Source organism: Pseudonocardia yuanmonensis (assembly GCF_039542425.1).
Taxonomy (GTDB): domain Bacteria; phylum Actinomycetota; class Actinomycetes; order Mycobacteriales; family Pseudonocardiaceae; genus Pseudonocardia; species Pseudonocardia yuanmonensis.
On the sequence record NZ_BAABIC010000060.1, the window covers coordinates 1 to 1172 of the forward strand.

The 1172-nt window shown below is 71.8% G+C and carries 1 protein-coding gene; it reads right to left on the reverse strand.

What is annotated here, in order from left to right:
- Positions 1–1039, reverse strand: a 1039-nt coding sequence (locus ABD990_RS34080; protein ID WP_345384934.1) for an IS481 family transposase, incomplete at its 3' end; no start/stop codon positions are given.
- Positions 1040–1172: the final 133 nt, after the last annotated feature.

Genomic DNA, 1172 nt, shown 5'->3' on the forward strand with positions numbered 1-1172 from the left:
TGTCCCCGCGGCAGAGGTTGTTGACGCGGTGGGCGGGTGGGTGTCCGCCGAGCGCGGTGTGGGCCCGGTGGTGGTTGTAGCCGTGCAGCCAGGCCGGTAGTGAGGCGACACGCTCGGCGGAGGAGTTGTAGACCGCGGCGTAGGCCCATTCGACGGCGAGGGTGCGGTTGAAGCGTTCGGCTTTGCCGTTGGTCCACGGGCAGCGGGGCTTGGTGGGGCGGTGGGCGATGCCGAGCTCGGCGAGTGTGGCGGCGAACAGGCGACTCTTGCGGTAGGCCCAGGCGTTGTCGGTCATGATCCGCTCGACGGTGACCCCGTAGTTGCCGGCGAACCAGGCGGTGGCGCGGCGGACGAACCCGGCGCAGGCGTGCTGGTTCTCCCCGCCCTCAGCAAGACTGATGACCTCGACGTAGGCCAGCCGGGAGTGATCGTCGACCGCGACATGGACGTAGTCGTAGCCCACCCGCGGTCCGCAGCGGGCGGCCCGGGACTGGGCGGAGTCGCGGCCGTGGGCTCGCCAGCCGCCGCCGTCGCGGATGTGGCCGAGCTTTTTCACATCGACGTGCACGAGCTCGCCGGGGCGGGCCCGCTCGTAGCGGCGCCACCGGTGCGGGCCATGCGTCGTCGTGGCCGGATCCGCGGTGCGCAGCTGCTGCCCGGTGGGCGGGTCGAGATCACGCAGCCGCGAGATCCCGAGCCGGACCAGCACGTTGTGCACCCCGGCTGCGGAGATCCGGGTGCCGTCCTCGCGGCGCAGCTCGTAGGCGATGCGGTCCGGGCCGAGCTTGCGGTCGCGGCGCAGCCGCTCGATCCGGGCCTCCAGCTCGGCCGGGGTGCGCCGCGGCGAGTGGTGGGGCCGCGAGGAGCGCTCGACCAGCCCGGCGTCCCCATCCGCGCGCCAGCGGGTGTGCCATTTGTGCAGGCACTGCCGGGAGATTCCGGCCTCGGCAGCGACGTGGGCTTTCGGGCGGCCGGCGTCGACACGCAGACACAACCGGCGCTTGCCCTCCACGGTCAGCGGGGCATTACGGTGCGGCATTGAGGACCTCCGGGGTCCGAGCTGTGGTTCCTCGACAGCTCCACACCTCGCCCGGAGGTCCTCCCTACATCAAGATCATAAGCCTCGGCGTGTCACGTCGCCCGCCGTGTCACCAACCTCCGTAGGTGGGACA